The sequence below is a fragment of the Oscillospiraceae bacterium genome (assembly GCA_015065085.1).
Lineage (GTDB): Bacteria > Bacillota > Clostridia > Oscillospirales > SIG627 > SIG627.
The window spans coordinates 74406-98710 of sequence record SVQW01000011.1 but is presented as its reverse complement, the minus strand read 5'-3'; the positions used below and the strand labels follow the sequence as shown (position 1 = coordinate 98710).

The 24305-nt window shown below is 46.2% G+C and carries 22 protein-coding genes; 2 read left to right on the top strand and 20 right to left on the bottom strand.

All coding sequences use genetic code 11. The annotated features are described in order from the left end of the window. Positions 1–147: 147 nt before the first annotated feature. Together E7588_08210 and E7588_08205 are read left to right on the top strand one after the other, a co-directional pair. On the top strand, positions 148–1572 hold the full coding sequence (locus E7588_08210; GenBank protein ID MBE6689238.1) for an adenylosuccinate lyase: 1425 nt from the start codon (positions 148–150) through the stop codon (positions 1570–1572). A gap of 53 nt (positions 1573–1625) precedes the next feature. Next, a complete protein-coding gene (locus E7588_08205) occupies positions 1626–2813 on the top strand; it encodes an amidohydrolase (protein MBE6689237.1) in 1188 nt (395 codons plus the stop codon). Positions 2814–2864: 51 nt separating this feature from the next. Here the strand turns inward: E7588_08205 and E7588_08200 are convergent, their stop codons facing one another. From E7588_08200 to E7588_08105, 20 genes are all read right to left on the bottom strand, one after another. Next, positions 2865–4613 (bottom strand): peptide ABC transporter substrate-binding protein, encoded by a 1749-nt coding sequence (locus E7588_08200; GenBank protein ID MBE6689236.1) that lies wholly within the window; start codon positions 4611–4613, stop codon positions 2865–2867. A gap of 179 nt (positions 4614–4792) precedes the next feature. Next, positions 4793–6427, bottom strand: coding sequence for a DUF4080 domain-containing protein (locus E7588_08195; GenBank protein MBE6689235.1), 1635 nt, complete (start codon positions 6425–6427; stop codon positions 4793–4795). Continuing rightward, positions 6420–7076 carry a thiamine diphosphokinase gene (locus E7588_08190; protein MBE6689234.1) on the bottom strand — a complete coding sequence of 219 codons (657 nt, stop codon included), beginning with the start codon at positions 7074–7076 and terminating at the stop codon, positions 6420–6422. Before E7588_08190 ends, E7588_08195 begins: the two co-directional genes overlap by 8 nt. Beyond that, complete coding sequence (gene rsgA, locus E7588_08185; GenBank protein MBE6689233.1) at positions 7055–7972, bottom strand: ribosome small subunit-dependent GTPase A; 918 nt, start codon at positions 7970–7972, stop codon at positions 7055–7057. Before rsgA ends, E7588_08190 begins: the two co-directional genes overlap by 22 nt. Further along, the gene (gene pknB / locus E7588_08180) at positions 7969–10128 is read right to left on the bottom strand and encodes a Stk1 family PASTA domain-containing Ser/Thr kinase (GenBank protein MBE6689232.1); all 2160 of its coding nucleotides are present in this window, start codon (positions 10126–10128) and stop codon (positions 7969–7971) included. Before pknB ends, rsgA begins: the two co-directional genes overlap by 4 nt. Then, positions 10128–10886: a Stp1/IreP family PP2C-type Ser/Thr phosphatase gene (locus E7588_08175; protein ID MBE6689231.1), complete on the bottom strand. Its 759-nt coding sequence runs from the start codon at positions 10884–10886 to the stop codon at positions 10128–10130. Before E7588_08175 ends, pknB begins: the two co-directional genes overlap by 1 nt. Before the next feature lie 7 nt (positions 10887–10893). Then, positions 10894–11919, bottom strand: a complete 1026-nt coding sequence (gene rlmN / locus E7588_08170) for a 23S rRNA (adenine(2503)-C(2))-methyltransferase RlmN (GenBank protein MBE6689230.1) — start codon at positions 11917–11919, stop codon at positions 10894–10896. Between the two features lie 4 nt (positions 11920–11923). Continuing rightward, a complete protein-coding gene (gene rsmB / locus E7588_08165) occupies positions 11924–13234 on the bottom strand; it encodes a 16S rRNA (cytosine(967)-C(5))-methyltransferase RsmB (GenBank protein MBE6689229.1) in 1311 nt (436 codons plus the stop codon). Beyond that, on the bottom strand, positions 13234–13932 hold the full coding sequence (locus tag E7588_08160) for a zinc metallopeptidase (GenBank protein MBE6689228.1): 699 nt from the start codon (positions 13930–13932) through the stop codon (positions 13234–13236). Before E7588_08160 ends, rsmB begins: the two co-directional genes overlap by 1 nt. Next, on the bottom strand, positions 13933–14874 hold the full coding sequence (locus tag E7588_08155) for a methionyl-tRNA formyltransferase (GenBank protein MBE6689227.1): 942 nt from the start codon (positions 14872–14874) through the stop codon (positions 13933–13935). It abuts the gene before it with no gap. 1 nt (position 14875) lies between these two features. Then, positions 14876–15412: a peptide deformylase gene (gene def / locus E7588_08150; protein MBE6689226.1), complete on the bottom strand. Its 537-nt coding sequence runs from the start codon at positions 15410–15412 to the stop codon at positions 14876–14878. A gap of 28 nt (positions 15413–15440) precedes the next feature. Next, entirely contained in the window at positions 15441–17918 is a 2478-nt protein-coding gene (gene priA, locus E7588_08145) for a primosomal protein N' (GenBank protein ID MBE6689225.1), read from the bottom strand. Continuing rightward, positions 17908–18180 (bottom strand): hypothetical protein, encoded by a 273-nt coding sequence (locus tag E7588_08140; GenBank protein ID MBE6689224.1) that lies wholly within the window; start codon positions 18178–18180, stop codon positions 17908–17910. Before E7588_08140 ends, priA begins: the two co-directional genes overlap by 11 nt. A 13-nt stretch (positions 18181–18193) precedes the next feature. Next, complete coding sequence (locus E7588_08135; protein ID MBE6689223.1) at positions 18194–18820, bottom strand: guanylate kinase; 627 nt, start codon at positions 18818–18820, stop codon at positions 18194–18196. Next, the gene (locus E7588_08130) at positions 18817–19083 is read right to left on the bottom strand and encodes a DUF370 domain-containing protein (GenBank protein MBE6689222.1); all 267 of its coding nucleotides are present in this window, start codon (positions 19081–19083) and stop codon (positions 18817–18819) included. Before E7588_08130 ends, E7588_08135 begins: the two co-directional genes overlap by 4 nt. A gap of 9 nt (positions 19084–19092) precedes the next feature. After that, a complete protein-coding gene (locus tag E7588_08125) occupies positions 19093–19971 on the bottom strand; it encodes a YicC family protein (GenBank protein MBE6689221.1) in 879 nt (292 codons plus the stop codon). Positions 19972–20028: 57 nt separating this feature from the next. Beyond that, positions 20029–20622 carry a DUF4093 domain-containing protein gene (locus E7588_08120; protein MBE6689220.1) on the bottom strand — a complete coding sequence of 198 codons (594 nt, stop codon included), beginning with the start codon at positions 20620–20622 and terminating at the stop codon, positions 20029–20031. After that, positions 20622–21686, bottom strand: coding sequence for a hypothetical protein (locus E7588_08115; GenBank protein MBE6689219.1), 1065 nt, complete (start codon positions 21684–21686; stop codon positions 20622–20624). The genes E7588_08120 and E7588_08115 overlap by 1 nt, the downstream gene beginning before the upstream one ends. Continuing rightward, on the bottom strand, positions 21686–23941 hold the full coding sequence (locus tag E7588_08110) for a ComEC/Rec2 family competence protein (protein MBE6689218.1): 2256 nt from the start codon (positions 23939–23941) through the stop codon (positions 21686–21688). Before E7588_08110 ends, E7588_08115 begins: the two co-directional genes overlap by 1 nt. A 15-nt stretch (positions 23942–23956) precedes the next feature. Continuing rightward, complete coding sequence (locus E7588_08105) at positions 23957–24295, bottom strand: histidine triad nucleotide-binding protein (protein MBE6689217.1); 339 nt, start codon at positions 24293–24295, stop codon at positions 23957–23959. Positions 24296–24305 lie beyond the last annotated feature (10 nt).

The following is a 24305-nucleotide window of genomic DNA, read 5'->3' as shown; positions in this document are numbered from 1 at the left end:
AGGAACGATTTTTGTTTCTTTCAAGGCATTTTTGCGCAGTTATATGTACATATTACAAGAAAAAATAACGCCGAAAGGGGCGAAAATCGTCCTCGAAACCGACATGAGTTCGGCTCTTTTCGGCTATGACAAAAGGAGTAACATATAATGACAGACAATTATCAGAGTCCGTTTTCAACACGGTATTCCAGTAAGGAAATGCAGTATCTTTTCTCCCAGGACTTCAAGTTCCGTACCTGGCGCAAGCTGTGGATAGCTCTCGCAAAGGCGGAAAAGGAGCTGGGTCTGGGCATTACAGATGCTCAGATTGAGTCCATGGAGAAATTCAAGGATGATATAAACTACGATGTTGCGGTAGAGCGTGAAAAGCAGGTACGCCATGACGTTATGGCTCACATTTACGCATACGGACGTCAGTGTCCCGATGCAGAGCCAATAATCCATCTGGGTGCGACCTCCTGCTACGTAGGCGACAACACCGACGTTATAATAATGAAGGAAGCGCTTATACTTGTCCGCAAAAAGCTGGTAAGCGTTATCAAGAATCTTTCTGCTTTTGCAAGTGCAAACAAGGCTCTGCCCTGTCTGGGCTACACCCACCTTCAGCCCGCACAGCTTACCACGGTCGGCAAGCGTGCGACACTGTGGATAAATGAGCTTATTTACGATTTTTATGAAATAAACTACCGTCTGAGCAATCTTGCACTTTTGGGTTCAAAGGGCACAACAGGCACTCAGGCAAGCTTCGTTGAGCTGTTTGAGGGCGATATGGAAAAGGTTAAGCAGCTTGAAAAGCTTATTGCACAGCAGATGGGCTTTGAAAAGTGTGTACCCGTTTCGGGTCAGACCTATTCCAGAAAGGTAGACAGTGCGATACTTGCAACTCTTTCGGGCGTTGCACAGAGTGCATATAAGTTTGCCAACGATATGCGTATTCTGCAATCCTTTAAGGAAATGGAAGAGCCTTTTGAAAAGCATCAGATAGGCTCGTCCGCTATGCCCTACAAACGCAACCCCATGAGAAGCGAGCGTATATGCGCTCTTGCGCGTTACGTAATATGCGATTCTCTCAATCCCGCAATCACCGCCTCTACCCAGTGGTTTGAAAGAACACTGGACGACTCGGCAAACAAGCGCGTTTCCGTTGCGGAAGCGTTCCTGGCTGTGGATGCGATACTCAATATATACATGAACATCACCAACGGTCTTGTTGTATATCCCAAGGTTATCACCGCACGTGTTATGAAGGAGCTTCCTTTCATGGCGAGTGAGAACATAATGATGCGTGCCGTTAAGAACGGTGCTAACCGTCAGGAGATGCATGAAAAAATCCGCGAGCATTCCCTTGCGGCAGGCAAAATGGTTAAAGAAGAGGGTCTCGACAACGACCTCATTGACCGTATCTGCAATGACGAAACATTCCGCATAACTCATGAGGATATTGACGAGCTGTTGAAGCCCGAGCTTTACATCGGACGCTGTCCCGAACAGGTGGATGAGTTCCTTTCCGAATTTGTAAATCCTCTGCTGGAGCTTTACGAAAGCGGAAACGAAGTAGAGTTGACGGTTTAATTTCACAAAAAACGGGCGGAGTCACATCCGCCCGACGTTTTTAAGGAAATGCAATGAAAATACTTTTAAAAAATGCTGTAATTTATACCATGAATGCCGACAGTGATATCATACACGACGGTTTTATTATAATTGATGGTGACAAAATTTCTGAAGTGGGAAAAGGTATGCCCGAGGGCGTATTCGACAGTGTCATCGACCTTGATGGCGCACCCGTACTGCCGGGCTTTGTTGATGCTCATTCCCACATCGGTCTTATCGGCGACGGCCTTGGCTTTGAAGCGGATGACCTCAACGAGATAACCGACCCGATTCTCCCGCATCTTATGGCGATTGATGCGGTCAATCCTTTGGACAGATGCTTTAAAGAAGCATACTCGGCAGGAGTTACCACGGTTGCCACCGGTCCCGGCAGTGCCAATGCAATCGGCGGAAGCTTTATTGCCATGAAAACCTACGGGCGCCGTGCGGATGATATGGTTATGGCAAATCCAGCCGCTATAAAAATGGCGCTGGGAGAAAACCCCAAGTGCTGCTATCATCCCAAGGAATCTGCGCCTGAAACCCGCATGTCCACCTCGGCACTTATCCGTGAACAGCTTTCAAAGGCGCAGAGATATCTTGAAGCTCTTGACAAATACGAATCCGCCGAGGACAAGGATGAGTTGGAAAAGCCGGAATTTGATGCAAAGTGCGAAGCTCTTTTACCGCTTTTGCGCGGGCAGGTGCCTGCCCACATTCATGCACACCGTGCAGACGATATTTTCACTGCCATACGTCTCAGTAAGACCTTTGGATTTAAGTACAAGCTGGTCCACTGCACCGAGGGACATATGGTTGCCGACATTCTTGCAAAAGAGGGCTGTGAGGTGTTTGCGGGACCTGTTATAGGTGATCGCTCCAAGCCCGAGCTTGTGAATTCCACACCGCAAAATGCGGCTATACTCAGCAAAAACGGTGTTAAAGTTGCCATTATAACCGACCATCCCGAGGTGGTTTCCCAATACCTCTTGTTGAGCGCCGACATTGCCTGTCATTGCGGTATGGACTTTATGGAATCGCTAAGAGCGATTACTATAAATCCTGCTCAAATGCTGGGGCTTGATGACAGAATCGGTTCACTGGAAGCAGGCAAGGATGCCGATCTTGTTATTTTCGGCAAAGAAATTGCTTATCACGATGTGCAAAGGGTTATGATAAACGGCGTATTTGTTGATATTGAGACTCCATACAAAAAGTAAGGCAAAACAAAACCGTGTATCCAAATCGGATACACGGTTTTTCGTTACTGATTATTTTTCTGCATCAGCGTTAGCTCTCTGAGTTGCGGGATCTACATAGCCCTTAAGATCGGTCTTGTGGAGATATCTCGCACCGAAGAAGGTAGAACCGATGTTCTTAAGGTTCTTGTCTGCCAGGTAGTAATCCGCATCAAAGTACAGAGCGGTTGCGGGGCACTGTTCAAGCAGAAGTGCTTCTGCTTCGTGCAGAGCCGCATTCTTTTCTTTGTTTGTGGTTGCGGCATAAGCCTTATCGATAATAGCGTCGTAATCGTCGTTTTCAAAGCCTGTGATGTGAGGAGTGAACAGTTCGGCATCATTTTCGAGAGATACTACGGAACCGCTGTATCTCTTTGCGAAAGGAGCCAGGAAGCTGAGTGCATCGTCGGTAAGACCTACATAGTCAAGAGCAATTACATCAAAGTCGCCCGAGTAAAGCGCCTTTTCATAGTCATTGTTTTCGAGGCCCTTAATCTTTACGGTCAGACCCATGTCCTTCCATACGCCCTGAACGTATTTTGCAACTTCTTCCTCGATACCTGCCTTATCCTTGCGGTATGTAATTGTGATGGAGCCCTTCTTGGAAATGGTTGCGCTTTCACCGGCGGTATTGATGAGGCTTCCGCCGACCTTTCTGAACTCCTTGGACTCGCCGTACTCACGGGTTACGTGAGGAACGAAACCTGTTGCAGGAGAAACGCCTCTGCCTACGATAGCGGCAATTTCATCACGGCTGACAGCATTTGCGAGAGCCTTTCTCACAGAAGCATCGTTGAGGGGAGCTTTATTTGTGTTAAAATAGTAAGTGTAAGCGGAAGGAATATCCATGGTTTCAACATTCTTTATGTTGGCATCATAATTATCCTTGGAAAGGTAGCTGAGATAGTGGATTTCGCCGTTCTGGAACTGGGTGTAAAGTTCATCGGCGGAAGTGGTATAGTTCATTTCAAACTTGTAGGGAGTTACATATTTCTTGATGTCCTCATTATCGGAACCGGACAGGTAGTAATAAGGAGAACGTTCGATAGTGAACAGGTCATAACGGCTGGTAACCTCAGCCTCTATATCTTCGCCTTCTTCACCCTCGACAGCTTCTGCACCGCCCATCTTTTTAACGGTGAAGGGTCCGTTGGTTACAACGGTTTCAATCTTGGTTGCCCAGGTATCAGGGTTTTTGGAGACCACGTCTTCACGTGCGGGAACAAGCGCAGGGCTTGCGACAGTGCGCATAAACTCCTCGACATCAAAAGGACCTTCAAATTCGATCTCGACAACAAGGTTTTCGGGAGCCGCAAGACCAAGGTCATCGACAGTCATTTCACCGGATTTTACTTTGCGTGCGTTCTTTATATCATACAGGAGAGCCGCAGCGGGATTGTTGCTGGTAGGATCAAGAATTCTCTTCCAGCCGTAAACAACATGCTCGGCAAGAACCTGACGTCCGTCGCTCCACCAAGTGTTGTTAAGCTCTATATTGAGTATATATTCGCCTTTTTCCTCATCAATCTTGGTAGTCCAGCTTTTTGCAAGTGCATTCTGAACCTTGCCGTTTTCATCAATTCTTGTAAGGCCCTCGTACAGAAGGCTGCTGAGTTTCATAGCCTCTACATCGTAAAACACCTTACCGGGGTCAAGATTGAATCTTTCAAAGGTGAGGCTTACAGGAATTATGGCGCCTTTTCCGGTGTCTTTGCTTCCACAGCCCACCAGAACACCGCACGCCATAACAAGTGCCAAAGCAAGTGCCAATACTCTCTTCATTTAAAAATATCCTCCTAAAATTATGCATAAAAAATTCAGCCAAGCAATTATATTTATATCAAATCAAAATATAATGACAAGCCTTATAGTTCACTCTAAATTATACCACTAAAATGTTATTAAATCAACAACAAATTTGACTTTCTTACTTTTGCACAAAATTATTTTTTTCTTTTGTGCTATTTATCCAAAACATAAAGCTCTTTATTGTTGCGATTGCAGATAACGAGCTTGTTATCCAGGTGCGAAAAACGTCCCACATACACAAGACCGCGCTCAGAGGGCTTCACTCCCAGGCGCACTTTGATAAATGACTCGGCGACATCCTGAGCAGCTTTGTCCGCTTTTTCGCTTTCACAAGGCGACAAAAACAGCGGCGGCATAATGTTTTCATTCATAAGAAAATCAAGCCTCAGACAGGAAGCCACGATTTTTGTATCATTGGTGCGGGAAAGGAACTTAAAAAGATACTCAAAGCTGTCCCGCCTCGAAAGTCTCTTATTCAGAACCTGCGTGTTATCGCATTTAAGAATAAAGCTTCTCAGCTCTGTCATAAACGCAAACGGGTCGGTTATTCTGAAAAACTCAAATGTATTTTCAAAAGCACCCGAATTGGGGTATTTATCGGTGAGATAGGCAATATCCTGCAGAATGTTAAGCTGTTCCCGTGTCATACCGGGAGTCTGAAGCACAGTGTATGGCGGATAGTGCAGATACACATACCCTTCGCTTTCTTTACGCATTGGTGTGCCGTGCAGAAGCTTCAAAAATCCCACCTGAAGCATTTCGCATTTACCGAAAAGCCTGTTGTATGCTGCAGCAAAGGTTTCCATGGTCTCATGAGGCAGCCCTGCAATAAGGTCCAGGTGCAGTGTAACGGCAGGTATTCTGCTGAGTTTTTCAATCACCGCAAGCGTTTTTTCGGTAGTATCGGGGCGGTTGATGGCTTTGAGAGTTTTGGGATTAATACTCTGAACACCGCATTCAAGCCGTATTTTGTCGGGCGGTGCGGTCTTTAGTACTTCAAGGGTATCCTCATCAATAAGCGAAGCGCACATTTCAAAATGGCAACAAAAGGGAAAATTCGCATCTATTATGCATCTTAAAAGCTGCACACAGCGTTTTACATCGTAATTGAAGGTTCTGTCCACAAATTTAACAACGTTTATTCCGCTGTTTCTCAGTTCTTCCAATTCCCTTAGTGTTGCATCCGCAGATTTCGCTCGTATATCTTTGTCATTGCAGGACAGACAGTAGGAACAGCTGTACGGACATCCGCGAACGCTTTCCAGATAAACCAGCTTGCCCGCTATACTTTGTGTTTCGTCACTGTACGGATTACCCAAAAGCTCAAATTCCTCTGAGGTAAGATGCTCGCCGTCATAAAGCTTTTCAAGCGGCATATCCAAAAGCAAGTCCTCGCAAAGCCGTACAAATGCTTTTTCGCCCTCGCCGCGAATGATGCTGTCGGCATAAGGATTTTCATCAAAAAAGCTTTCATCCTCAAAGGAAATTTCAGGTCCGCCGAAAAACACAAAGCTGTGTGGCAAAAGCGACTTTACGGTGCGTGCAAAATCAAGCATCCTGATTCTGTTCCAGATGTACACCGAAAATCCGTATGCGTCCGCATTGATACTGCACAACTCATTTATAATATCAAGGTCACGGTCGCCCATATTCCGTTCCATCAGCTTTATTTCAAGCGTGTCGGTGGAAAAAAGGCTTTCATAATACTTTTTCAGAAGCCTTACAGCCGAATTTGTATGACTGTATGAGCTGTTGAGGGCAAACAGAACAACGGTTTTTTTACTCATGGCTTTCCACCACCAAAAGACCGCCGTCTTTTACCGTTATACTGCACTCATCTCCTGAAATGCGGTTGCTGACCGCATACGGGAAATCAGACTTAAGCACTGCGTTGTCAAGCGGATATTCAACACCACTTATGCTTACTCCCGAGGCGTCACCGTCGAGAGCAAGAAGAGATATGTATTTATAACGTTTTTTAATCTTTATCGCCTCATTATGAATGTAACGCACGGCATTTCTTCCGTTGTCTATAACAGCCGTGACGTCTCTGTCACGCAAATTCTTCAGCATGAAAACATTGGAAAGCGTATGGTCCAGCCGTCCGCCCAGTGCGCCCAGAATAACTATATTGTCTGCACCCCTTTCAACAGCCGCCTCAATGGCTATCATACTGTCGGTAAGGTCCTTTTTGACGGGATAGGTCATGGTTTTGATGCTTTGAACAAGCCTGCGGTTTTTTGTTGACAGCCGATTCACATCAAAGGAGTCAAAGTCTCCGATAAAAAGCTGAGGTACAATATCCATATTCAGCGCGGCATACATTCCGCTGTCGGCAGCTATGGCAAAGTCACACGGCTCAAGAGAAGAAAAGCCGTCGGCAAAAAATTCTCCGCCGCAAAAAACATATGCTGTCAAGACTTCTTCAACTCCCATTCCTTTTGTTTTTTCAGACTTTCATACAAATCCAGGTAGCTTTGGTGGCGGGAAAGCGGTATTTCTCCTTTTTTGACCGCCTCCAGCACAGCACAGCCCTCTTCTTTTGTATGAGTACATTTTACATATTTACAGCTTCCCAGATATTTTTCAAATTCGCAAAACGAATACGGCAATTCTTCCTTGCGGAAAAAGAAAAAGCGTTCAAAATCCAAAAGAGAAAAACCCGGAGTATCCGCTATATAAGCATCATCGTGTCCTTGAATTTTAAAAAGTCTGGTCTGTCGGGTGGTGTGTTTGCCTCTGCCTGTTTTTTGGCTGATATCGCCGGTCTGAAGCAGAAAATCGGGATAAAGTGCATTTATAACCGTGGTTTTCCCTACACCCGAAGCGCCCGCAAAGGCAACAACTCCGCCGACAGTTTCTTCAAGAAGCTTATTCTTTACCGTCTCGGGGTCATGAGGGCTGTCCTGCAAAAGCACGGTCTTGTACCCGCATTTTGAGTACACATCGCCCAGTTCCCGCGCCGTATCGGGATCAAGCTCGCATTTATTTATAACAATAACCACCTCAATACCGCGATTATGCGCTATGGCGCACAGCTTGTCTATATTGAGGGTGGACGGCATGGGACTTTTCGCCGCACAAATAACAAAAAGCTTGTCAAGATTTGCCATCGGGGGACGTATAAGCTCATTCTTACGCTCCAGAATGTCGGTTATATACCCCGTATCGCCCTCCAGCACAAATTCCGCCCTGTCCCCCGCAAGAGGTGTGAGCTTTTCGTATCTGAAGGTTCCTTTGGCAAAGCATTCGTATATTCTGTCTTTGCTGTCCACGTAGTAAAGTCCGCCGTTACAGCCCAGAACACGTCCGTAATATTTCTGTTCGCTCATATTTCAGTCTGTTCTCCTGCGATTTGGGTATTTTCGGGGACGTGTTCGGGTAACTGTGGTTCAACAGGCTGTAATTCCGAAGCTTCAGGATTCTGAATACCCGCAGGTGTGTCACTGACAGCTTCTTCGGGCTGAGTATCACCTTCAACAGGTTCTTCCGGCCGATTATCACCTTCAACAGGTTCTTCGGGCTGAGTATCACCTTCAACAGGTTCTTCCGAAGGAATTACCGAAACCGGCAAATCCGCCGGGGGAACATTTGGGTCAAGCGATTCATCATATTCGCTCACCACCAGTATCAGTTTTGCGGTCTTCTTCGGAATATTGGTATCGGGAGCGATATTCTGTTCCAGTATCTCGCCGGTCGGTCTGTCTGACTTGCGGATGACTTTTTCAACATTTACAATATTATTTTCGGTAAGTATGCGCTGTGTTTCCTCATCTGTACTGCCCACAAAATCAGGCATAAGGTAAAATTCGGTGTCATCGCCCATGCTTACATACAGTATTATCTCATCACCCACAGTAACGGTATCACCCGGCGCGGGTTCGGTTTTTATAATATAATTCTCCATAACCGAGGGGTCGTTCACCTTTTTTATAACCGGCTTGAGACCCATGTTGTTGAGGTACACCTCAGCCTTGGTGTAAATACACATGGTAAGGTCCTGCATAATAACTGTCCGACTTCCAAGGCTGACGGTCAGAATAAGGTCGCGGGTCTTGCGTTTTGAGTTTGGAGCGGGATTCTGGGCAACTACATAGTCCTTGCTGCTTTCAAGATCGTATTCGTATTTTACGTCCTTAAGCACCAGATTGTCGGCGATTATTTTATTTTTAAGCTCCTCGCCATATTCCATGCCGATATATTCGGGGATTTCGTATATGGTGCCAACGCCGGTACTGTTCTCGAAAATAGATGCGGCAAGCACTGCTCCGCCCACAACCACTACCACAAGAAATGCCAGTGCAACACCAAGAATAATCGGAAACATGGTGTTTTTTCCGACAGGGCGCTTGTTGCTGTTTTTATTATCGGTATTATTTTTAATGACCTTTTTGTTTTCGCCTGTCCCCTGCTTTACGGGGTCGGTTTTCCTGCTGTTCTTCTTTCCTGCATCCACCGCATCCACATGCTGAGTATCTCCCGACGGCTTTTCATTGCGGTTGACAGGGATATTGCTGATGGGAATAGTAGCGGGAATCACCTTTGAAAAAGTCTGGGTAGCACTTTTCTTATCACCCTGTTCAGTGGTATGCACACTATCCGTATTGCCGGGACGGTTAGAGCCGTCCGCAAAAACGATAGAAGGGTTATTACGCAAAATCTGTATCATACGGCGCATATTGTGTGCTGAGCCGTAACGCGCCTTGGGGTCCTTTTCCATGGCACGCAGAATTATCTGTTCCAGTCCGCGGGGAATGGTAATTTCAATACTGCGGGGGTCGCGTGGCATCTCATTTACCTGCTTTGAAGCGATTTCATTGGTATTTTCGCCGTCAAACGGGAGAACGCCCGTGGTCATTTCATACATCATAACGCCCAGAGAGTAAAGGTCGGTGGCAAAATCCGTTGTCTGACCGCACGCCTGCTCAGGGCTCATGTAATACACCGTTCCTATCGCCTTGTTCTGGGAAGGAATGTTTTCAATATTCGGGAGAGTAGCAATTCCGAAATCCGCAACCTTAACCGAGCCGTTGCGAAGAATCATTATATTCTGAGGCTTCACATCCCTGTGAACAATGCCTTTTTCATGGGCATGCTCCAGCGCAAGAAGTATCTGGTCGGTTATATACACCGCATCCTTCCAGGTCATTTTACCCTTGGCACGCATATACTCGTCCAGCGATTTGCCGTCAATGTATTCCATGACAATATACTTCATGTTACTGCCGAACGCCACATCGAAAATATTTACTATATTGGGGTGGGACAGCATGGCAACAGCCTTGGATTCATTTACAAAACGCTGTACCGCCGACTCATCTCTGTTGTATTCGTCATTAAGCACCTTTATGGCAACCGTACGGTTCATAACGGTATCCTGTGCCTTAAGCACCACCGCCATACCGCCTACGCCCACTACCTCCAGTACCTTATAACGGTTGTCGAGGGTCTTGCCTACAAAAGAATTGTACTTTTCGGTGTTTTCCATTACGCATTACCCCCTTTAAGGTCTATTACCACGGCGGTAATATTGTCACTTCCGCCCGAATTATTGGCAAAATCAACCATATCAGTCACCTTGTTTTCAAGGGTTCCTTGGCCGAAAAAGTCACCCAGTGCACTGTCGCCGATATAGCTTGTGAGACCGTCACTGCAAAGAAGAATATAGTCCATGTCCGCCGCCGTTACGAAAAAGTCGGTTTCTACGTGGTCATCTATACCCACTGCACGCATGATAATGTTCTTTTTGGGATGATTTTCAGCTTCTTCTTCGGTTATGACGCCCTCATCCACCAGAGCCTGAACATAGGAATGGTCTTTTGAAATGCGTGTAGCCTTTTCATCCTTTACAGCGTAAATACGGCTGTCTCCGACATTTACTGCCATAACGGTGTCCTTGTATATAAGGCATGCCGCAAGCGTTGTTCCCATGCCCGTAAGCTCGGAATTCATGACGGACATATTGTAAACGGCGGTATTCGCCTTATTGACCGCAGTGAGCATTGCACTTCTGGCGGTTTTGGGCTTGAGACCTCCCTCGGGATCTATAAATACATTTTCGTTATTCAAAATAACATTTGTGAAGGTTTCGCAGGCAGTACTGCTGGCCTGGCTTCCGCCCGCAGCGCCGCCCATACCGTCGCAAACAACGGCAAGCACCGCTCCGCACTGCAAACGGCACATTCTGAAGCTGTCCTCATTGTTGCTTCTCATTCTGCCCACATCGGTCATTCCGTAAAATTCCATTTTTATATTAACCCTCCGTTTTCCTTCTCAGCTGACCGCACGCGGCCTCTATATCGGCGCCCATTCTGCGCCTCACGGTAACGTTTATACCGCGTTTTTCCAAAACGGAAATAAATTCTTTCTGATTTGTACTGCTTACATATCCGCTTTCCTTGACGGTGTTGACGGGTATGAGGTTTACATGGCAAAGCATGCCCTTAAGTAATGATGCCAGCTTTTCGGCGCACTCGGCACTGTCGTTAACTCCGCCTATCAGTGCGTATTCAAAGGAAATCCGCCGTCCTGTTACCTCAAGGTAGCTGCGACAGGCATCCATAAGCTTGTTTATGTTATATTTCTTGTTGACAGGCATCATTTTTGTACGCATTTCGTCAAAGGGGGCATGAAGTGAAATTGAAAGGGTAAGCGGCATCTTTTCCTCTGCCAGTTGTCCTATTTTTTCACAAAGTCCGCAGGTTGAAAGCGAAATGTGACGGTAACCTATATTAAAACCCTCGGGAGCATTAAGCAATCTGAGAAACTTTATCACATTATCGTAATTGTCCAGCGGCTCGCCTATTCCCATCAGCACAACATTTGACACACGGCAGTTACACTCACGGCTTATCATATCTATCTGGCTGAGCATTTCCGACGGTGTCAGATTTCGGGCAAAGCCCAGATGGCTGGAGGCACAGAAGGTACAACCCATTTTACAGCCTATCTGTGTGGATATGCAAGCCGAATCCCCGTGCTCATAATGCATCAGGACACTTTCAACATGCTCTCCGTCGCGTGTTTCAAAAAGGAACTTTGTGGTGCCGTCTATTTTTGACACCAGCTTTTTTTTGACGGTAAGCTTTTCTATATAATAGTTTTCATCCAGCTTTTGGCGAAGCGTCACCGGAAGATTTTTCATATCGTCAAAATCATCCACGCCCTTATACAGCCAGGAATAAACCTGTGCCGCACGGTACTTCTCAATTTTTTGACTGATAAAATCCTCCTGCAATTCACTGAGCAGAAGGCTTTTTATGTCCTTACGGCAATCCATAAAGTCACATAACCCTTTCAAGTACATCTATATAAAATCCATCGTTTTGCACCATCTCATCCTTAAGCACAGGGAACAAAGTGGTGCTGAAAATTCTTTTAAATGAGGGGCTTTCGCTTAAAAACTCATCCGTTATATCCTCATTCTCCGCCTTATTCAGCGTGCAGGTAGAATAAAGGAGACGTCCGCCGACTTTAAGATACTGCGCCGAAGCGGCAAGAATTTTCTTTTGCGTCTGAGGAAGGCGTGCTATATCCTCGGGAGATTTATGGCGTATATCGGGCTTTTTATGTACGACACCAAGTCCCGAGCAGGGCACGTCGCACACTACCTTATCAGCCTTGCCGATATATTCGTCAAGTGGCTGTGTGCCGTCGTGTTCAAGAGTTGTTATGATGTCTACTCCCATAAGACCTGCGCTTTTTTCGATAAGTGAAAGCTTGTTTTTGTGCAAGTCCATGGATAATATTTTTCCGCTGTTATTCATATCCAGTGCGCAGGCAATGCTCTTTCCGCCCGGGCAGGCACAACAGTCTATTATTGTGTCCCCCGGCTTTGCACCCAGCTTTTGCACCGCAAGCTGACTTGCTGCATCCTGAATAAAGTAAAGTCCCTCATAGCCCGAAAGTGCGGTAATGGGAACATTCTGCATAAGCTCAACGGCGCTTTTTACATCCTCACGGCAAACCGCCTTTATCCCGTCGGCTTCAAGCCTTTGGGTAAGCTGTTGGGGGGTGATTTTAAGCGTGTTTGCATGAAGTGTCATGTACGACTTACCGCCGAACGCCTGAAGTATTTCCACCGCTTTTTCTCTGCCGTAGCAATTTGTGAAAAGCTTCACCATCCACACGGGAACCGAATACTCCACACTCATGCGCTCGTTTTCTTCAAGTCCGTCGAAAAGAGAAAAAATACTGTCCTTACGGCGCACCGTTTCGCGAAGCAGTGCGTTTACAAAATTAGCCGCGCCGTTTCCTGCCGTCTTTTTTGCTATTTCCACACTTTCGTTGCAAGCGGCACTGTCCGGCACGCGGTCAAAATAAAGTATCTGATAAATACCCATTTCAAGTGCCGTCATTACCGCAGGAACAATGTCATCAAGAGGTCTTGAAGAAAGACGGGAAATTATAAAATCCAGCGTTATGCGCTTTTCGATAACGCCGTAAACCAATGCGGTAAGAAGCGCACGCTCACGCGGATCAAGCTTATTTTTGCTGATTACGCTGTCAAGCTCGATATTTGAATATTTTTTATCTCTGTGGCATTTCAGAAGTGAGTGAAATGCCAATCTGCGTGCAGTTATCTGTTCAGCCATCAGTCTCTTCTGCTCCGTCCCGTAACAATGAATAAAAGTCTTAAAAAGTTAGCCAGCGCAACCGCCATTGCCGCAACATATGTCATAGCCGCGGCGGTAAGCACCTTTTTGGAGCCTTTAAGCTCACTGTCGTCCAGCATACCGGTGTCATCTATTATTTTCAGCGCCCTCCGGCTGGCATTGAACTCAACGGGGAGTGTAACAAGCTGAAACACTACCGCAAGTCCGAAAAGCATAACGCCCAGCATTGCAAGCCCCTCGAAGCTGAGTAAAAGCCCCAGTATCACAAGAGGCATTGCAAGATTTGAACCGATATTGCAAATAGGAACAATAGCGGTACGCACCTTTATGGGAAAATATCCCACACCGTGCTGAACAGCATGACCCGCCTCGTGGGATGCAACTCCTATCGCCGCCACCGAGGTGGAGCCGTACACGCTTTCGGAAAGGCGGATTACTCCTGCCTTTGGGTCAAAGTGGTCAGTGAGATTTCCGCTGACCGGCTCTATGCGGATGTGTCTTAAACCGTTGGCATCCAGTATTCTGCGTGCGGCATCCGCACCCGTAATACCGCGTCTGCCCATAATTTTCGAATATTTGTTGAAAGTAGATGTTACCATTCCCTGAGCAATAAGAGAAAATATCACTGCGGGAATAACAAGTATAACATACCAGTAGTCCATATAAAAGAACGGCATTTAGATAAATCTGTCCCCTTTCAAAACCTTTCTTCCGTTGATGAAATCCACGGCGCTCATGCGTTTGGAGCCCTCCATGGCAAGCTCATCCACAAGAAGAACTCCGTCACCGCACTTGACCCCCACCGATTTGTTAAGAGACACAATCTCTCCAAAAACCGCATCGGGGTATTTTTCATCACTTATACGTGCGGAGAATATTTTTACTATTTTACCGCTCTGTTCATGCTTTGTGAGAGCGGCAGGATAGGGGCTGAGCCCCCTTATAAGATTGCGTATACTTACGGTATCGCGGGAAAAATCTATTGTTTGGGTTTCGGTATCAAGCTTTGCGGCGTAGGTTGCAAGAGCATCGTCCTGCTTTACCGGGGTAAGCTCACCGTTAACAAGCTTTTCGATGGCTTGAACCGCCATTCTTGCACCCATCTCTGTAAGGCGGTCAAAAAGCTGTCCCACATTTTCGTCCTCGCCTATGGGAGTGCTTTCAGCCATTAATATATCACCCGTATCAAGTCCCTTTTCCATCTTCATGATGGTAATTCCCGTTTGTGTTTTTCCGTCTATGATACAGCGGTTTATGGGAGCGGCACCGCGGTACTCGGGCAAAAGAGATGCGTGAACATTGATACAACCGTATTTGGGGTAATTCAAAACATATTCGGGCAGTATCTTTCCGTAAGCCGCTACAACGATAATATCGGGATTAAGGGTGTTGAGCGTTTCTTCAAAATTCTCTTTTTTAAGGTTTTCGGGCTGAAACACCTCAATTCCCAGTTTCAGCGCAGACTCCTTTACCGCCGAAAAGGACATTTTCATGGAGCGTCCTCTGGGCTTGTCGGGAGAGGTGACAACCGTTACGGTATTTTGCGCCGAATAACGCTGTGCTATGGCTTCCAGAGAAGCGGAAGCAAAATCGGGCGTACCCATAAAAAGTATATTCAAATCAATCATTCCTTCCATGCTTTCTCAGACGTCTTGCACGGCGTTCTTCGCGGTTTTGCTCGGCTTCCAATTCCTCCAGCTCCTCCTGAGTGAGCATATGGGTTGCCTTGTCGGTGTAAATTATGCCGTCAAGATGGTCGTTTTCATGGCAGAATGCGCGGGCAAGAAGTCCCTCACCGGTGTAGGTCTGCATAACACCGTTTCTGTCCAGTCCGCGTATGGTAACCTTTGCGGGGCGCTCGGTATATCCCCATTTGCCCGGCAGAGAAAGACAGCCTTCCATCTCCTCCTGCTTACCTTCCGCAGAAACTATTTCAGGGTTTATAAGCTCATAAAGCTTTCCGTCCTCGTCAATGACGATAAAAAGACGTCTTAATACACCCACCTGTACTGCCGCAAGACCAGCACCTCCCACATCGGTAAGAGTTTCGTACATATCGTTGAGCAGGGTTATTATTCTGGGAGTTATTTCCTCTACGGGGCGGGATTTTTTACGGAGTATATCGTCGCCCTCTTTTACTATTGTAAGTATTGCCATAATGTATACCTTTCAGTTATTAAATTCATTATATTACCGTGGGATTTATATCCAATGTCAGTTTAACATCTTTATTTAAAGTCTTTGTGAACGTCATTAAAATTTTGTTGAACAATTCTCTTGAGTTCTTGTTGTTCTTGAATTTTATTATAAAACGGCGTCGGTAAATGTTTCGCATTTTGTATATCGGGGCATCCATGGGACCGAAAACCATCATTTTGCAATCCGATTTTTCAAGCTCCGAGGATAAATATTTTTCCAGCTTTGCGCAGTCCTTCAAAAGCTGAGATTCGTTTGATGAGTGCAGTGTGACGACGCAAAGATCGCACACCGGCGGAAAGCCCACCGCACGGCGTACGGCAATTTCCCCTTTATAAAACTCATCGTAATCCTGCTGTGCCGCAAGCGGAAAAATCTCATGAAGCGGAACAAGCGTCTGTATCACCGCTCTGCCTTTGTCGCTTCCTCTGCCTGCACGTCCTATTACCTGGGTGAGCAGGCTGAAGGTGCGTTCGTTGGCACGGAAGTCGGAAATGTAAAGAGAATTTTCCGCAAGTATTACACCCACCAGCGTAACAGCAGGAAAATCATGTCCCTTAGCCACCATCTGCGTTCCAATGAGTATATCCGCACCGCCCTCTCCGAATTCGCCCAGAATACGCTGATGCGAATTCTTCTCCGAGGTACTGTCCGCATCCATTCGTACCACACGCGCCGCGGGAAACAGCTCATGAAGCTCCGCCTCCAGCTTTTCCGTGCCGCTTCCGTGACGGCTGAGATGAGGTGAGCCGCAGGAAGGGCATTCCTTGGGATAGGGCAATGTATATCCGCAGTAATGGCACATAAGCTTCTGCTTTGAGTTGCCGTGCACCGTCAGTGTAACACTGCAGTTGGGGCATTTCACCGCCTCTCCGCAGGAAGAGCAGGAAATAAAGCTGTTAAAGCCCCGTCGGTTGATAAAAAGCACCGACTGCTTTGAGTCATTGAGATTTTTTTCAAGCTCCTCACGCAGACGTTTTCCGATAAGCCTGTCGGGTTTTTCCTCCAAATCCTCACGTATATCCTGGATTATAACATCGGGCAGTACCGCATCGCCATATCTTTCATCAAGGCGGACAAGAGAATATATCCCCTCCTGCGCCTTGTAAAAGCTTTCCACCGAGGGCGTTGCCGAGGCAAGAAGCATAAGTGCCTTATTTGATGCACAGCGAAAACGGGCAATATCACGGGTATGGTATTTAGGGGCAGTATCCGACTTATAGCTGTCATCCTGCTCCTCATCTATAACAATCAGTCCAAGGTCACGGCAGGGCATAAATATTGCTGAGCGTGTACCCAGTATTATCCTTTTTTCTCCGTTTTTGACAGCACACCACGCGTCATGTCTTTCGCCCTGAGAAAGTGCGGAATGCATTATAGCAACTTTGTCGCCGTAACGCTCGAACATAAGCCGTGCGGTCTGACCTGTAAGGGAAATCTCGGGCACAAGATATATAACACTTTTGCCTTCTGACAGAGCTTTATCGCACAGATTCAGTATAACGCCCGTTTTTCCGCTTCCCGTAACACCATAAAGCAATGCCGCCTTCGCCTCACCGCTGTCATAAAGCGCTTCCAGTGCATCGTACGCCGTTTTTTGTGCAGGTGAAAGATTGAAGCTTTTGCCCGACGGCTCACAGGAATAGTTAACCGATGCATCACGGTAAAGAGGCTGACGGTAAATACTGACTGCACAGTTCTTTTCCAGTGTGGAAAAAACACTGGGCGGTACGCTGTAAATTGCCGAAAGAAGCCCGATACGTGCACTGTTATTTTCTGCGTTTTTCAGATAATTTACCACCTTTTCGTACTTATCGTGATTTTTTCGGGTGGTTTTTCCGAGTATTTTATCGGCAATTTCGGGTGAAATGAGCTTTACGTGCTTTTCGGTTCGTTCGTTGACATTGTAAACAAGACGAGTGTTCTTTTTAACAATCTTTTTGCTTACCGCCGACGAAACGGCAGAGCTTTCGCATATCGCATCGCCCTTGTTTTCCAGCTCCTCAAAAAGCGCCGAAAGCTCCTTGAACTCCGACGGGTCGGCAACGGTACACAGATATTCGCTGAATTTATGATACCTTTCGCCCTTGGTATAAAACTCCTCGGTTTTGATTTCAAGCCCCTTGGGAAGACACAGAGCTGCCGCCTCACCAAAGGTGCAAAGCACCTGCTGTTTGATGTAAGCACAAAGCCCCATCATTTCCTCGGTAAGTGCATAACGGCTGTCCACAACAGCCTCTATTTCCTTGTATTTTGACTGTTCTTCCGGCGGAATTTCATCAACGGGACGGTTTATTGCGATGCCGTAAACAAGACGATTGCCTCCACCGAAGGGCAACCCTACAAGAGTACCCGCAAAGATACCCGTGGCTTTTTCGGAGGAGGCTTTATAAGTATATGCAATATCGGCGGTATATACCTGATCCAGTATATACACACCCACCTTATAAAAGGTATTATTCTTCATGGGCTGTTTCTTCGGTTTTCTTTTCGCCGGAGAGAATTACCTTATATTTATCGGCATGAAGCAGATTTATAGCAGTCTTTACGGGCTTTTCGGTGTTAGATACCAGCTTGGTAAGCTGCTTATCATCCTTGGTGCGTATCGCTTCCTCTTTCTGCTCGCAGTATCTTTCGGTAACACTTCTTGCACACTTTGCGGTAGCAATGCAAAGCATATAGCGATTGTAACGATTTTTGGAAAGTTCATCAATAGACGGATAAATCATGTATTATTTCCTCCTAGTTATTAAGAAACGTGTTTATAAATTCTTTTATTTTTGTTTTGTCGCTGAACATTATATCGCTCTCACGGGCACAGCCGTTCACAGCATCGAAAACTGCCTGCGCCGCCTGCATTATACCGCCGTCGCGGTTAATAACAAGGTAATCGTAATCCACCGCAGTGGGTAATTCCTCTTTTGAGCGCTCCAGCCTTTCGGTTATTTTCTGCTCCGTTTCCGTTCCGCGGTCACGCAGACGCTGCTCCAGTACAGTGTATGTAGGGGGAGCAAGAAATATTGATATGCAGTCGGGAAAATACTTCATAACATTGTGGGCACCCACGGTTTCTATTTCAAGCACCACATCGCATCCCTCGTCACGCATTTTTTCAACATAAGAACGGGATGTGCCGTACATATTTCCGCAGTACTCTATATGCTCAATAAAATCCCCTTTTTCAAGGCGGTCCCTGAATTCTTCTTCGCTGATATAGTAATAATTAACTCCGTGCTGTTCGCCGGGTCGCATTTTACGGGTAGTGCAGGAAACCGACAGGCGGATTTTTTCCGACATGGCAAAAACCTCTTTAAGCACCGTGCCCTTTCCGCTTCCCGCGGCGCCCGACACTACGATTATCTTACTCATGCCTGCACCTCCGAGGTGGGCTTTGAGGAAGTGCCCTCAATACGCTCAACTACCGTTTCTGCGCTGAGTGCGGAAAGTATAACGTGCTCGCTGTCAGTGATAATAACTGCGCGTGTTTTGCGTCCGCAGGTGGCATCCACCGCACGTCCGCTGTCCTTGGCATCCTGAACAAGTCTTTTCAGAGGCGCTGAGTCAGGAGTTATGACCGACACAATTCGCTCTGCCGAGACAAGATTTCCGAAGCCTATGCTTATCATTCTCATATCTTTACCTTATTCCACATTCTGAATCTGCTCGCGTATTTTTTCGATTTCGCTCTTTACATCCACAACTATCTGTGAAATTTCAATGTCATTCGCCTTTGAGCCGATGGTATTTATCTCACGGTTAAGCTCCTGTGTAAGAAAATCCAGCTTTCGTCCCGAGGGCTCCTTACCCGAAAGTATTGCCTTAAACTGCTTTATATGGCTGGAAAGGCGTGTTGTTTCTTCGTCGGTAGCAACTCTGTCGGCAAAAATTGCCGCCTCGGTAAGTATTCTGGCAGGGTCTATATTTGCCGCACCCACAAGCTCGGTTATCTTTTCGGTCAGCTTTTCACGGTACGCATTGACCGCGTTGGGAGCAAGCTTTTCAACCTCAACACGCTTTTGCTCTATAAAATCAAGCTTTTCGAGCATGTTTTGGCACAGACGCTCACCCTCTGCCGCACGCATTGCGTTGTAGTCCTCAAAGGCTTCCTTTGCGGTAGCAAGCACCGCCTCGCGCACCGCCTCGTCGTCCTCTTCCTCCTTGGTCTGGTTGAAGATGTCGCGGTACTGTGCAACGCTTGAGACGCTTATATCATCACGCAGAGAGTAGTTATTCTGAATTTCACGCAGCACACCCAGATAGCTTTCCAGCAAATCCCTATCATAAGTAACCGCCGCACCGCTTCCCGATATTTTGTCCACCGTAACAAAAATATCCGCCTTGCCGCGTGTAGTATATTCACCCAGAAGCTTTTTCAGCTTATCTTCAAGAAAGCCGTAAGCTCTCGGGCACCGTACATTCACATCAAGATAACGGTTATTGACCGAGCGTATCTCCACGCACACGTCATATCCCGAAATTTCCTTACGGGCGCGTCCGTAGCCCGTCATACTTTTAAGCATATATATTATTACCTTTCAAAACGGATAGTATTCTATCATGTTATTGTACCACAAATTTCAGCGGTTGTCAATCGATGTTAACACTTTTTTTACCGTTTGTATAAACAATTCGTAAGAGTACAAAAGGTTTGCCGCCTCCATAAGCGCGTTGGCGCTCATATCATGTGGCAAATCCAGCTCACGGCATACCATACAGCGCAGATTTTTGGAGTTTTCTCCCCCGCTCAGCCCCAACTCATACAGGTCGGTTTTGGTAAGCATTCTGCCGTCTTTCCCGCTCTTTGAAATATACTTTTGCAAAAGGCTTTCCAGCAGTACGGTATCCATGCCCTCGACACCCAGATAGCCCTCCCTGGAGGCATGAGTCTTGCGCTTTTCCTTACCCTTGATCTGCGGAATATATATGTTTTCAACGGGACAGCCCGCGGCAATATTCTTAATCTTACCGCGTATAACCTTTCCCGCACCGTCGCTGTCGGTTATTACTATCACACCGCCGTTTTGCGCCAGCTTTCTGATAAGAGCGGATTTTTCGGCATTATTGAAAAGATTAAATCCGTCGGTGGTTATTATGGGCGAGGAAATAACCGAGGAAAGCTTTATTTTATCATACTTGCCCTCTACTATAACAGGCTTATCAAGATACATCATTATGCCTTTTTGGGTGCGAAAAGCTCCAGAAGTCTGATTATAAGCGTTTCACACATTACGTCCTCATCGTTTTTGGTGGATTTCAGTTTTAAATCTGCTTCAAGACACATTTCCATAGCTTCCAGATAAACACTGCGCGGGAACTTGCCGCGGTATACCTTTGACTGCTGCCATGACTTCATACCGCTTGCTTTTTCTATATCCTCTGCCGTCGCACCCGACGCCGAGCCGCTTTCAACTATCATACTGCCCGCAATGGCACGTGAAATTCCCGCTATAAGCACCATGGGAGGAGTCTGCTGACGCTTGAGGCTGTAATATATTCTCATCGTTCCCTGACGGTCGCATGCCATGATGCGGTTTCCTATGTCGTACATATCGTACTCCGCGCGGTCAAACACCATATCGTCAATTATTTCTCTGGTGACCTGCTCAACACCCTCGCGCAGACAAAACGCCGACAGCTTTTTTATCTCGCTGTCCAGCACCGTCATACTTCCGTTACACAGCGAAATCAGATGGCGGGAATCTATGTCGGCAATGCGTAATTTATCCACGGCAAAATGGCGGTCTATCCAGGGAAGAAGCTTTGTCTCGCTCTGCTTTTCACACTCCATATAAAATGTGTTTTCCTTAAGGAAGGTGCAAATCTTGCCGTATTTTGTTTTGGAATCAAGAATATACTCGTCGGCAGAACACAGGATTATGAGAATATTCCCACCTGTTGCCGCGTTGACAAGATTTGAAAGAAGCGAAAGCTTTTCTTCCTTCAGCTTCAATACCTCAAGCCCACGCACAAGGGTTACTCTGTATTCCGACATCATGGGCGGAGTGCAAATATCGTCCATAATACGTTCAAAGGTCGCCTCACTCACGTCCTCGGCATATATTCTGTTGTAGTTCATATCCGCCATGGACGGATCAAGCAGTTTTTTTATTTCGCCCGCGTAAAATTCCTTCAAGTACTCCTCCCCGCCAAAGAAAAAGTATGTTCCGGACGGGTTGAGCTTCAATTTTTCTTTCAGGTCCGAGGCAGTGTTCTTAACTTCCTTTTTAAAAGCCATCAGCCGATGCTCCTCATTGATATTTTTTCGCCGCTCCAATTGAAAATGCAGCCGGCGGCGTAGGGTATTTTATATAAATTTCGTGCACCCGAAATGCGTTGATGCATCATTTCCTGTGCCATTATAATACGAGAATCAATCCTGTGAGTATCCGGTATGTACCATCCTCTGCCGTAAAGCACACATATATCTCCCTCGGGATATATCGGGCACAGCTTATTTGAAAAAATATTGACTGAAAAATAAAGCCTTTTACCGCAAAAATCCGCTTCAAGCACATAATCGGAAAAGCTTTGAGCTGTCAATTTAAAGCTTATGTCTTGGGTATTCACCGCAGTACCATACTCAAAGCACTCAAATTCGATTGCATGAGAATTAAAATATTTTTTATATCTGTTTACAATAAGCTCATCTTTATACAGCGGACAGTGAAGAACACTCTTTATTTCTATCCCGTCGGCTATTATAGCACCGAAATACCTGCGATAATCCTCCTGCGGTACCGAAACAACAATCCTGTCTATAACCCCGATGTTGTACTCCTCACAGAAATCCTTGACAGCAGAGGCATCATTGCCGCGCATGTTACACACGGTCACGCTGTTGCCTTTTCTGAATATGACAGTCTGAGTGTCGGCATAGTTGAGGTAATGCACCTCATTTACACCGTCCCGCATACCTATGCCAAGTGTCACCGTCCACAATGCAATCGCAAGCAACGACGGTATGAAAAAGTAAACGGATCTTGAATTGAAAAGCACCATTATGACCAGCGCCAAAAGAAGAACTATACCGAAAATATCTGCAAGCTCGGGAACAACCGTATACTCGGGTATTCTTATTTCGGCGAACAAACGCACAATCTTATAGAAAATCTCCGTAAATCCGTCAATAGCTTTGCCGAGAAGTAATGCGGCACCGCTGTGAATAAGCGAAAGAATAATATAAAAAAGCAGTGATGTAACAATAATGCCTGCCATCGGAACAGCGACAATATTGGATAAAAATGCCACCAGACCCGCATCCCCGTATCCGATTATCATAACAGGCAAAGTGAACAGCGTAACCGAAAATGTAACCGTCAGCGAAACAGCTATCATACCCACCGCATTCATAGCCATCCTTTTGAAAAACGGAGTCTGCCTGAGCTTTGCCGGATTCATTTTCTTTTCAAGCTTTTTTATAAAAGGCAATGCCATGACTATTATTCCCAACGTGGCGAGAAAAGAAAGCTGAAAGGACATATCCCCCACGGCATAAGGGTCAAAAGCAAGTATGACAAAAAGTGCCGTACAAAGTCCGTTGAGAGCATCATATCTGTTATAAAGCTCCACCGAAAGCACCAAGAAAAACATCATTATTCCCGCCCTCGTGACCGAGTATGAAAAACCCGTCATTGCCATATAGAACAGCACAACAAGCACCGCGCCTGTGTGGTACACCGCTCTGGGGGCGGAGAGTATATTGAAGCCCTTATGAAAAAAGGCAAGAATCATCGAAATATGAAGCCCGGACAATGCCAGGACATGAGATATCCCCGCCTGCGCAAACAAATTCCGGTCATAATCACTCAAATCATTACGGTCTCCCGTAATAAGAGCCTTGAACAGCTCCGAGTAGAACAGACGGTCGATACAGCTTTTGAGAAAATCCTGTGCGGTTTTCAAGAGAGAATATATCCCGCGGGCAGTGTTTTTCACGGCTATAAAGCTTCCGTTTCCCATAATAAATACACTTCGGCTACGGTATATATCCGCCTGAGAATGTGTGTAAAGCCCGCTGTCGGGTCTTTGCACATCCACGTTATACACTGCCCTGTCGTAAAGCGTGGGAGCATTTTTCTCGGCATCGGTTATGATTACCATGTTAAACGGCTTCACGCTTACTCCCATAACTCTGTCTGCTCTGATATAGGCAATATGGCTTGCATCGCTGTTATCGCAACGGTAAACCATACCCTCGATATTCAAATTTTTACCGATATATCTTTGCAGATACACCTCTCGTGCGGCATTTGCTTTCATAATATGTACCGACGCGACCACACATACAAGCATCACTGTTACAAGTGCAAGATATACCGGCTTACGGTGTAAAAGAACAACAGACACAATTCCTGCGGCAATGCAGACAAGAATGAGTATTCTGCCGACAAAACCAATATTCATCGTGCCGGCAAAATAGCACACCGCCACCGAAAAAGCAAAAGCCGCCGTAATGAAAGCCGGCGGTCTTTGTCTGAAATGAGTCAGCATTTATCTGTTATCTTGTCATGCCATCTGTTCGGAAAGCTTAGCGCCGCCGACTATATGAAAATGCAGATGCTTAACGCTCTGACAAGCATCGTCTCCGCAGTTGGAAATAAGTCTGTATCCGTTTTCAAGTCCGAGACTCTTTGCTATCTGCGGTATCTTTTCAAAAATTTTTGCAACAACGGCACTGTTTTCGCCATTGATTCCGTCAAGCGAAGGAATGTGAGACTTGGGTATTACCAGCACATGCACAGGTGCCTGGGGATTTATATCCTTGAAAGCATACATCACATCGTCCTCGTACACCTTTGAAGAGGGTATTTCGCCTTTTATTATCTTACAAAATAAGCAATCCATATTTATTCTC

Bases quoted from the DNA above. Each gene is read 5' to 3' on its own strand.
- priA (MBE6689225.1), bottom strand. From the start codon at position 17,918: ATGAAGAATAATACCTTTTATAAGGTGGGTGTGTATATACTGGATCAG.
- rsgA (MBE6689233.1), bottom strand. From the start codon at position 7,972: ATGAGCGAACAGAAATATTACGGACGTGTTCTGGGCTGTAACGGCGGA.
- E7588_08200 (MBE6689236.1), bottom strand. From the start codon at position 4,613: ATGAAGAGAGTATTGGCACTTGCTTTGGCACTTGTTATGGCGTGCGGT.
- E7588_08160 (MBE6689228.1), bottom strand. From the start codon at position 13,932: ATGCCGTTCTTTTATATGGACTACTGGTATGTTATACTTGTTATTCCC.
- E7588_08140 (MBE6689224.1), bottom strand. From the start codon at position 18,180: ATGATTTATCCGTCTATTGATGAACTTTCCAAAAATCGTTACAATCGC.
- E7588_08190 (MBE6689234.1), bottom strand. From the start codon at position 7,076: ATGGGAGTTGAAGAAGTCTTGACAGCATATGTTTTTTGCGGCGGAGAA.
- E7588_08105 (MBE6689217.1), bottom strand. From the start codon at position 24,295: ATGGATTGCTTATTTTGTAAGATAATAAAAGGCGAAATACCCTCTTCA.
- E7588_08120 (MBE6689220.1), bottom strand. From the start codon at position 20,622: ATGATGTATCTTGATAAGCCTGTTATAGTAGAGGGCAAGTATGATAAA.
- E7588_08175 (MBE6689231.1), bottom strand. From the start codon at position 10,886: ATGGAATTTTACGGAATGACCGATGTGGGCAGAATGAGAAGCAACAAT.
- E7588_08205 (MBE6689237.1), top strand. From the start codon at position 1,626: ATGAAAATACTTTTAAAAAATGCTGTAATTTATACCATGAATGCCGAC.
- E7588_08195 (MBE6689235.1), bottom strand. From the start codon at position 6,427: ATGAGTAAAAAAACCGTTGTTCTGTTTGCCCTCAACAGCTCATACAGT.
- E7588_08115 (MBE6689219.1), bottom strand. From the start codon at position 21,686: ATGGCTTTTAAAAAGGAAGTTAAGAACACTGCCTCGGACCTGAAAGAA.
- E7588_08210 (MBE6689238.1), top strand. From the start codon at position 148: ATGACAGACAATTATCAGAGTCCGTTTTCAACACGGTATTCCAGTAAG.
- E7588_08125 (MBE6689221.1), bottom strand. From the start codon at position 19,971: ATGCTTAAAAGTATGACGGGCTACGGACGCGCCCGTAAGGAAATTTCG.
- E7588_08130 (MBE6689222.1), bottom strand. From the start codon at position 19,083: ATGAGAATGATAAGCATAGGCTTCGGAAATCTTGTCTCGGCAGAGCGA.
- pknB (MBE6689232.1), bottom strand. From the start codon at position 10,128: ATGGAAAACACCGAAAAGTACAATTCTTTTGTAGGCAAGACCCTCGAC.
- E7588_08135 (MBE6689223.1), bottom strand. From the start codon at position 18,820: ATGAGTAAGATAATCGTAGTGTCGGGCGCCGCGGGAAGCGGAAAGGGC.
- E7588_08110 (MBE6689218.1), bottom strand. From the start codon at position 23,941: ATGCTGACTCATTTCAGACAAAGACCGCCGGCTTTCATTACGGCGGCT.
- def (MBE6689226.1), bottom strand. From the start codon at position 15,412: ATGGCAATACTTACAATAGTAAAAGAGGGCGACGATATACTCCGTAAA.
- rlmN (MBE6689230.1), bottom strand. From the start codon at position 11,919: ATGGATTGCCGTAAGGACATAAAAAGCCTTCTGCTCAGTGAATTGCAG.
- rsmB (MBE6689229.1), bottom strand. From the start codon at position 13,234: ATGGCTGAACAGATAACTGCACGCAGATTGGCATTTCACTCACTTCTG.